The organism is Candidatus Hydrogenedens sp., assembly GCA_035378955.1.
In the GTDB taxonomy this organism is placed as follows: domain Bacteria; phylum Hydrogenedentota; class Hydrogenedentia; order Hydrogenedentales; family Hydrogenedentaceae; genus Hydrogenedens.
On record DAOSUS010000091.1, the window covers coordinates 1 to 8,864 of the forward strand.

At 35.7% G+C, this 8,864-nt stretch carries 7 protein-coding genes, 1 tRNA gene and 1 other annotated feature; of the genes, 6 read left to right on the forward strand and 2 right to left on the reverse strand.

Going from position 1 to position 8,864, the window contains the following annotated elements; translation table 11 throughout:
- The first annotated feature begins 199 nt into the window (after nucleotides 1-199).
- Together PLA12_13040 and PLA12_13045 are read left to right on the forward strand one after the other, a co-directional pair.
- Nucleotides 200-275, forward strand: a tRNA-Lys gene (locus PLA12_13040).
- 54 nt (nucleotides 276-329) lie between these two features.
- Nucleotides 330-1,106, forward strand: a complete 777-nt coding sequence (locus PLA12_13045; protein HOQ33418.1) for a class II glutamine amidotransferase — start codon at nucleotides 330-332, stop codon at nucleotides 1,104-1,106.
- Between the two features lie 278 nt (nucleotides 1,107-1,384).
- On the opposite strand, the gene PLA12_13050 is transcribed toward PLA12_13045, so the two are convergent.
- Both PLA12_13050 and PLA12_13055 read right to left on the reverse strand, forming a co-directional pair.
- A complete protein-coding gene (locus PLA12_13050; protein ID HOQ33419.1) occupies nucleotides 1,385-2,839 on the reverse strand; it encodes a hypothetical protein in 1,455 nt (484 codons plus the stop codon).
- A 51-nt stretch (nucleotides 2,840-2,890) separates the two neighbouring features.
- Complete coding sequence (locus tag PLA12_13055; GenBank protein HOQ33420.1) at nucleotides 2,891-3,736, reverse strand: accessory Sec system protein Asp2; 846 nt, start codon at nucleotides 3,734-3,736, stop codon at nucleotides 2,891-2,893.
- A 138-nt stretch (nucleotides 3,737-3,874) separates the two neighbouring features.
- Nucleotides 3,875-4,022: a sequence feature (ribosomal protein L10 leader region), on the forward strand.
- Nucleotides 4,023-4,050: 28 nt separating this feature from the next.
- Here PLA12_13055 and rplJ point away from each other — a divergent pair.
- The 4 genes from rplJ to PLA12_13075 all read left to right on the forward strand — a co-directional run bounded on the left by rplJ (nucleotide 4,051) and on the right by PLA12_13075 (nucleotide 8,566).
- Nucleotides 4,051-4,581, forward strand: a complete 531-nt coding sequence (gene rplJ, locus PLA12_13060; GenBank protein HOQ33421.1) for a 50S ribosomal protein L10 — start codon at nucleotides 4,051-4,053, stop codon at nucleotides 4,579-4,581.
- A 73-nt stretch (nucleotides 4,582-4,654) separates the two neighbouring features.
- Entirely contained in the window at nucleotides 4,655-5,059 is a 405-nt protein-coding gene (gene rplL, locus PLA12_13065) for a 50S ribosomal protein L7/L12 (GenBank protein ID HOQ33422.1), read from the forward strand.
- 145 nt (nucleotides 5,060-5,204) lie between these two features.
- Nucleotides 5,205-7,082, forward strand: a complete 1,878-nt coding sequence (locus PLA12_13070) for a glycosyltransferase family 39 protein (protein HOQ33423.1) — start codon at nucleotides 5,205-5,207, stop codon at nucleotides 7,080-7,082.
- A gap of 158 nt (nucleotides 7,083-7,240) precedes the next feature.
- Nucleotides 7,241-8,566, forward strand: coding sequence for a hypothetical protein (locus tag PLA12_13075; GenBank protein ID HOQ33424.1), 1,326 nt, complete (start codon nucleotides 7,241-7,243; stop codon nucleotides 8,564-8,566).
- Nucleotides 8,567-8,864 lie beyond the last annotated feature (298 nt).

Here is an 8,864-nt window from a genome sequence, read left to right on the forward strand (position 1 = left end):
TTGCGAGCACATGGACCTGAACCATGCGTGTCTGCCAATTCCACCACTCCGGCAGAGCAGATAATATTTTAACGGATAAACCCGTTTTATTTCAAAGACCTATCAAAGGCTTTATGAAAAAGAAAAGCGGGATTTCTGAATGCAAGATGTTTTTTGCGAATTTTATGTATTTTTGATATAATATTATCTCTTTTATGGCGGACGGGTAGCTCAGGTGGAAGAGCATCGGACTTTTAATCCGGTGGCCGCGGGTTCGAGTCCCGCCCCGTCTACCATTTTTATAAGAGTAGTAGTAGTAAACTTAAAAACGAAAAAGGAGGAGTTCAATTATGTGTCGTCTATTGGGTGTAATCGCCAACAAATCTGTGGAATTTAGATTCTCATTCAAAAAATTTAAATCTTTAGGGGAAAGAAATCGAGATGGTTGGGGTGTTGGTTGGTATGATAATTCTATCAAGGCGAATATAAAAAAGGAAGGTTGCTCTACAATTGAAAGCGAAATCTATGACTGCTTATCTGAAAAAGTATATTCTCATTTAATTATCGAACATGTTCGATTGGCAACAACAGGCAAAATATGTAAAGCAAATTCTCATCCATTTGAATTCAATAACTGGATATTTGCGCATAATGGTTGTGTAAACCGTGATTATTTATTTGAAGAACTTGAACAAGACTATAGAAATGGATTAATAGGAGACTGCACCGATTCAGAAGTATACTTCCGTTTCCTTTTGCAAAGTATAAACAAACAAGGTGGTGATACTGTTCAGGGAATTCTTTGTGGTTTAGAAAAAATCTATAGAATAGGCGGTGGTAGAACATATAATTTTCTTCTTTCTGATGGCAAACATTTATATGCATATCGCGATGGGAATGACCTATATATCCTTAAACGGTTCAATGTTGATCCCAATGATTACAGTAACTTTGAAGCACTGTCAAAGGAGACACAATTACTATTAACAAGTAAATCTTTAAATCGTGAAAAAGCAGTGGTAATTTGTTCAGAAGATATTACTGATGAATCGAATTGGGAGGAAATAGCACAAAGGGAATTGGTCATTGTTAATCAAAACCTTAATATAATTAGGCGAAAGATATAACAAATTTTCCGCCGATACAAAGGGTTAATACTCATACTTCTAATAGTAGCGTCCCTATTTTTGTTATTATTTTTCTAATTTACCCTATCCCTTTTATCACTCTATGTCCGTTCCATCCGTCCTACCCGCACCATCAGTCTCATTCGCCCCATCCACCCATCTGTCTTATCTATCTCATCTGCCCCATTCGTCCTATCTGTCTTATCTGTCTCATTCGTTCCATTCGTCCTATCTGTCTTATCTGTCCCATTTGTCCCATGTGTCCCATTTGTCCCATATCAATACGACTGAATTCGATATGATTTTCTATAATCGAATATTTTGGATTTTACAGATTCCCTTTCTTTCTTCGGAATGGGATAAAAATCAATAAAGTATGTTTCTGAAGAGAGATAAATATCCAAATAATCATCCATCCAGATAAGTTCTTCTTCTGTAAAGTATTGCTGTAATATATCATCTAAATTTTTCGGATATACACCATTGCTTTTAAAATATCTTTCAAGAAGTATTTTCAATATCGAGCCATAGATAGAGCATAAAGATTGATTGTATCTTAACAACATATTCCTATATTTTTCGCCAGACCAGAACATCCAATATTCTTTATCTTCTAAACCGGCTCTTCTCTTGATAGATTTTATCTCATTTATAGCGTTATATACTTTACCTTGATTATAAAAAACAGCATTCTCAATGTCTCTCCATGAGGATGTCTCAAAAACCTCTCTATTCTTTTCCAAAACACGAGCCATATCATTATACGCAAAAAATAAGGAGATACTTCGGGGAATAGATAGTTGAGGAGGGTTATATTTCAATTGCCCTTGCTTATTAACAAACCAATCTTCAAGATAGAACAATGCGTTTTTATATACCGTTTGAAATTCCAATGTTTTGATTTTTTCTTTTATATCTAATAATTGGTTCAACAAATTTTGGTAAAACGCATCGGGTATTGATGGATATGATGCAATCATCGAAACAATAGATAACTGCTGTACAATTTGTGAGGGTTCCCATAAATAAATAGGATCTAATTTTAAAGCCACCTGATTAAATGTCTCTACCCAGTCCAATGCTTCTGTATACTCACCCTTTTCTAATAGCAAGAGAACATTGACCAATTCAATCAACAGCATCTCTGAATTCAATGCCGAATAAAAAGCATACGGATCACTTTTATAAGGGAGAAAGAAATCTTTGTTGCTAACTATTTTCATATCGTCTAAAATCCCCTGTGAATTATGGAGAAAATCCTCTATCCAATGACCTTCTGGATATATACAGAAACGCTCACGGAAATTTTCAGGACCCGATATTTGATATTCCTTTTTAGCATAAGCATCCATCTCCTCCTGAAATAAATTTTCTTTTATTAAAAATTTATAAAAACTAAGAAACATCTCAGCAGGCCATCTTTCCGCCTTAAAACTACCTTTAGTAAATGTTAAAGTATCAGGGGTATCCGGTATCAGTACCTTCCATGTGAAAGAAGAAAAATATCCGCAAACCATTCTTTTGGCTATAGTATTTGGTCTTACAAAGAAAACATACCCATTCTCATCCATTTTTGCTTTTCTTATCAATTCTTGATATTCCATACATATAGGAGGTGCTGTAAGGAAACTTTTTGCAATGATTAAAAACACTAATGGGATTACTATAATAATTGCAAGTAAAATAAATGTATGGCGATAACTTCTTAACCCACTCTTTTTCGATTTAAACATTTATTTTACTCCATTCTTTTAATTTACAATTCCTCGGATAAGACTTATTAATTATTTGTGTTGAGAAAATAGCCACTTCGGGAGGTCAGTTTCCTCATAAGCCTTAACCCAACTGTTGTGTTTTACTCCAGGATATTCTGTATATAATATTTTTGTGCCTCCTGCATCTTTTATCTTTTGGACAAAATTTCGGGTGCAATCCACAGGAACGACATCATCATCTGCTCCATGAAATGCCCAGATAGGCATATCTTTTAATCGTTGCACTCGTTGTTCTACATCCTGCGGTGTTTCATCGGGTATCTCCGGTCGTTCCAATCGCTGTTTTATAAAAGCCAATTCTCCACCACCGCATATTGGGACTAATGCCGCAAACATATCCGTATGTTTAGCACCATAAATCCAGGTTCCAAAACCTCCCATAGAAAGCCCTGTTAAATAAATCCGTTTCCTGTCAATATTGTATTCTTTTAGTGTTTTGTTTATACATAAATCAATATCTTCTTCTATCTCATTATAATATTTACCCGCAGGACATTGCGGGAAAACGACAATAGCCTGCCATCGTTCCGGGTGTCTTCGAATAGAAGTTGCCAAACCCACTTCTGTCTGCACCAATCCGTTTTGTCCTCGTTCTCCAGCACCATGCAAAAATACAATCATCGGAATTTTTGTCTGAGGTGTATATTCATAAGGGACATAAACTACATACCGTTTCATTAATTTGCCATTATCAAGCGTTTTGTTGATAAACCCTGTACATACCGATTTCCCGGTCTTTTTTTGCGTAGCCCCCATTTCGTTATTTACATGCACACATCCTATAGATGATACAATCAATACACTTATAAAAAGAAGCAAGACACTTCTGTATATAAAGATATTATTCTTATACATAAACAGATTCCTTTCTTAAATTTGTTTATGTTGTCCATGTATCTCTGGGTAATACATAAAAGCATAACACAAATAGTTCTTTTATAGGGAATTGACTTTCTATTTCTTTAGATTGAATTATAAGATGTGTCTATGATAAAATACTCTTGTTGTGCGTCAAAGACAGCCGGTGGCTCAGTAGAGCCTTAATGTTGCCAGCCGAGAGGCACGAGACATATATCGAAGTAATTATTTGAAAGTTCATGTCCGTGTTGTCTTTTGACGACACGGATATTTTTTTAATTTAGCAATAAATTTGAAAGGAGGTGAATACCTTGCCTACAAAAGAAAAAATCGAATCTGTAAAAGAAATTAGAGAACGGCTTGAAAACAATGCCCTTGCCATTATGACCCAGTATGTAGGGATTAATGTGGCACAGGTTACCGAATTGCGAAAGAAACTCCGTGAGGCAGGTATCCAGTATAAAGTTTACAAGAATAATCTTGCACGGATTGCTTTGCGGGAAATTGGTGCGGAACCTGCCGCAGATTTCATGAACGGTCCTACAGCATGGGCTTTCGGTAAAGACCCCGTAGCTTCAGCTAAAATAATAAAAGACTTCTCGAAGGATGTGCCTTTTGTTCAAATCGTTGGTGGAGTTATGGAAGGTAAAGTTCTTACCAAAGACCAGGTAATTAGCCTTGCTAACTTACCGCCTAAAGAGGTGTTGCAGGCACAAGTTATCGGGACTATCGCCGCACCCTTACGGAATCTTGTTACTGTTCTTAATGCGATACCTACAAGTTTGGTCAATGTGCTCGACCAGATTAAGAAAAAGAAGGAAGAAGCACAATCTGCCGCATAATTATTCTTTTAACTTTGAAACAAGAAACAACAAACAATTTAATAAAATAACAAACAAATAAGGAGATAATCCGATGTCAGACAAATTACAACCTATCATTGATGCTATTGCAGAACTCAATGTTCTGGAACTGAGTGAATTAGTGAAAGCACTCGAAGAAAAGTTTGGAGTAACGGCTGCTGCTCCTATGGCAATGGCTATGCCCATGATGATGCCCGGAGCCGGTGCCGGAGCCGGTGCCGAAGCCAAAGATGAAGGTCCTTCTGCTTATAATGTAATCCTGAAAGAACAGGGTTCGCAGAAGATTAACCTGATTAAGAAAGTGAAAGACTTATTAGGTCTTGGATTGAAAGAAGCCAAAGACCTGGTGGATGCCGTTCCGAAGCCCATTAAAGAGAATGTGAGCGAAGAAGAAGCCAAGAAACTTAAGGAAGAATTGGAAAGTGTCGGAGCCGTTGTTGAACTTGTTGGCGTATAATTAGAAAAACATACGCATATTTTTTCAAGCACCTGATTTTTTTGTCAGGTGCTTTTTTATTTTATGGATAAGTTTAAATATAATATCTCTATAACTCGTTTACAAAATATAATTTCCCACACATAACTTAAAGAAGATATTTATAATGACACAAGAACAAAAGAGCATCTATATTAGAGATATGTTTATCCTTGCCCTCTGGGCTTTGGTCCTATTCGGAATAAATATCTGGGGTTACGATTTATGGTCGCCCGATGAACCAAGATATGCTGAAGTCGCCCGTGAAATGCAAATTACGGGGAATTATCTCGTTCCCCATGTAAATGGAAAGCCTTATCTCGAAAAACCTCCGCTCTTGATGTGGTTAATGGTCATATCTTCCTATCCCTTTGGAGAACTTACAGAATTGCCAGCCCGATTACCTTCTATAATTAGTGGAGTATTATCTGTTCTTCTTACCTACTATCTTGCAAAAAAACTTGCGGGTAGAGAAATCGCATGGTTATCTGCCCTTATATTTATGACAATGCAAAGGGTATGGTGGCAGGCACGGTTTGGTCAAATCGATATGTTGTTAACCACTTTATTATTAGCCGCTTTATGTTGTTTTTACACTTGGTATTACTCAGAAAAAAAATCCTACAAATTGTTGTTCATTATGTATTTGTGCATTTTAGGGGCATTGTTCTCTAAAGGACCCGGAACGCTTGTTTTCCCTGTATTATTTTTTATCGTATTTTATTGGAAGGAAAAGCGAAAGATTTTTGATATACACCCAATTAAAGGATTTTTCATTGTTGTTTTAATCTATGGAATATGGTATGCCTATGCTCGCTGGGCAGGAGCTGCACAATTACAGGAAGAAGCAACTCAAGTTATGGGGGCAGATTTATTCAAGCAGACATTAGGCAGGTTTATCTATGGTGTTTCTCATCCTCAACCCCCATGGTATTATTTTCTTACCCTGCCTGTGGATATGTTTCCATGGTCCGTTTTTCTATTATGGATTATCCCTTGGGTCTGGAAAAATAGGAATGAAAGTGAAGGAATTCAGTTCCTACTGATATGGATTATCCCTGCCTTTATTTTCTTCTCTATTGCAGTAGGTAAAAGAGCCATTTATCTGCTTCCCCTTTTCCCAGCAATGGCTATCCTTTCTGCTCTGAGTTTGAAGTCTTTTGAAGAAACTTCCTCATTACGATGGAAAAAAGGTATACGAATTTTATGGACCATTATATTAATTGGTATGGCAATCGTTCCTTTTGTTGTACTTGGGACAGAATTTGCAAATATCTGGAATATATACTGGATTCTTATCAGCATAATTGCACTTATAGCAATCGCTGATACATTATTTGATTTCTTCAGACATTCTAAGGTTCGTTCCCTTTTAAATCAAATTCCACAACATGTTTCTTTATATCTTTTCTTTACAGCATTAATTATTTTCCCATCAGTTAATACTGTCAAATCTGTTCGTAGTTTTTGTGAACCGATGAGAAAACAAAATGAAAAGCAAATGGATTATGAAGCATATAGTTTCGGATTTGAGGAAGAAGAATATACCTTTTATGCTAAACATGTTATTAAAACATTTTTTGATGATAAAGAATTAGAACGGATTGTTTTATCTCAATCTCAACCCTATGAATTTCAAAATTTCATTTCCGAAGTGCATAAACAATATACCCGAAAAACATGTAAAATACCGTTTGCAAATATATTGGCTCCAACTCCGGAGGAAATACAACAAATCCTTTCCGCATTAGACAAAGTAAAAGAAGAAGTAGAAAAGCAAGGGAAAGTGGAGTTATTACGAAATATTGAACAATTACTTGATGAAAAAATTAATGATTTTTATTCTTTTTTAAGTAAAGACAGTCAAGTTTTTGTGTTAATAAGAGAAGAAGATTGGAAATGGGTCATTGCAAGGAAACCCGAAATAGGGAAGAAGGTTTATTTACTCAAAACACGGGCAGAATTTAACCGTCCTGTACTTCTTCTTTCCAATAAACCCATGTAAAATTTCCTGCTTTATTCATTAATCCTTACACAGCATTGTTTTAGTATGAAAATATCAAAACAGGAGGGAATTTTTACTTATTTTCTAAAGTCCTATGTAGTTCTTGCCGATAAAATAGACAAAGGGATATAGAAACATTTTGCATGGAGGCAAAACACATGGGCAATGAACTTAATTTTAACCCCTCAATTTATCAGTTACTACCATCAACCGGGCTGTTCTCACAAAAACAGGGGAAAATAACTCTTCCTAATTTCATCACAGGGATAGAAAAAGCAGAAGAAAATTCTCCTGATAAGTCTGTTCAAGAAAAATCTACTCCACCAACAACACAATCTACTTATGAAACAAAAAATGTTTCTCTCGCAAGTAAAATAAAGGAAATACAATCGCTTCTTGGTAAAAAAACAAGTGATGAAGAAAAACAACAGTTAGAGTTTGCATTTGCGTATGAGAAAAGTGAAGAATTCTTTTTCCAATTTTCACAAAGAACAAAATCCGTAGAAAACAATCTTTCTTCTGTTCAAAGGGAAACCTATGCAGAAATTCGACAGAAAATATCTGTTCAATTTAAAATAGGAGGGAAGATAAGTGCAGAATCAATGGTCGGATTTCGAAATGCATCTGAAAAACTGTTTAATAACCCCGACCTATTTAATTCCTTTATGAAAATAGCACAGGGATTATTAGCAAATGGAGATTCAGACCAATGGAATGAATTTTTTGAAGGATTAGCAGGTCTTTTTAATAATACAGACGGGAATACAGAAGCAATAGACCAATTTATTAATCGTTTTTTGGAACAATGGCTACAAAAACTATTTCCCAATGCCACCGTTGGTAATCAAAATAATAATGGGAATTCCCCAAACTCCTTATCTACACAGCAAAGCAATCAAAACTCTTTTCAGTTCCAATTTCAGATAGAATTTCGATTTGAAATGTCTATGGAAATTCAAATAGGAGTGCAGAGACTTGACCAACAACAAGACCCCATTGTATTCGATTTAGATGGGGATGGTATTGAACTCACAGATGTAAATAATGGTGTGCGATTTGATATAACCGGGACAGGGAAGTCTGTTCAAACAGCATGGGTTCGAGGAGGGGATGCCTTATTGGCTTGGGATAGAAATGGAAATGGTCGGATTGACAGTGGATTAGAACTGTTTGGTGACCAGAGAGGGGCTGCCAACGGATTTGAAGAACTCAGAAAATTAGACACAAACAACGATGGCTTTATAGGTCCCGAAGATAAAAATTTCAAAGAATTGGTTTTATGGCGAGATAACGGTGATGGTATTAGTTCTCAGGACGAAATATTTACTTTGCCTCAATTAGGTATCGAACGAATAGCCGTAAACTACAAAAATACCAATGTTATAGCCGATGGAAATAATACAATTACACAGAAATCTTTCTTTATTCGTAGTGACCAAACCGTTGGCCGTGTTGCTGATGTAAAATTTAATTACATTATTTAATTAAATACTAATATCCGAAAATTTCCCATAGAATATAAATAATAGGTCTATATTTTCTTTTTCAATTGTGATATTTTTGGGTTAGAAGAATTAATCACTTAAAAAATCCCGGAAGTGAGGACGCTTCAGCTACAGAGGAGAGGGAATGATTTTTTATTTGCGTGTGTTTGTATAATTTGCGATTAAGAAATTAACCACAGAGGACTCGAAGGAAATTTTACACAAAGGGCACGAAGTAGGGGGAGGATATAAAAAACAAAGACAGGAATGTCTTAGCTACATTAGAGGCAATTTCTAT

Bases quoted from the DNA above. Each gene is read 5' to 3' on its own strand.
- PLA12_13045 (HOQ33418.1), top strand. From the start codon at position 330: ATGTGTCGTCTATTGGGTGTAATCGCCAACAAATCTGTGGAATTTAGA.
- PLA12_13050 (HOQ33419.1), bottom strand. From the start codon at position 2,839: ATGTTTAAATCGAAAAAGAGTGGGTTAAGAAGTTATCGCCATACATTT.
- PLA12_13055 (HOQ33420.1), bottom strand. From the start codon at position 3,736: ATGTATAAGAATAATATCTTTATATACAGAAGTGTCTTGCTTCTTTTT.
- rplL (HOQ33422.1), top strand. From the start codon at position 4,655: ATGTCAGACAAATTACAACCTATCATTGATGCTATTGCAGAACTCAAT.
- PLA12_13070 (HOQ33423.1), top strand. From the start codon at position 5,205: ATGACACAAGAACAAAAGAGCATCTATATTAGAGATATGTTTATCCTT.
- PLA12_13075 (HOQ33424.1), top strand. From the start codon at position 7,241: ATGGGCAATGAACTTAATTTTAACCCCTCAATTTATCAGTTACTACCA.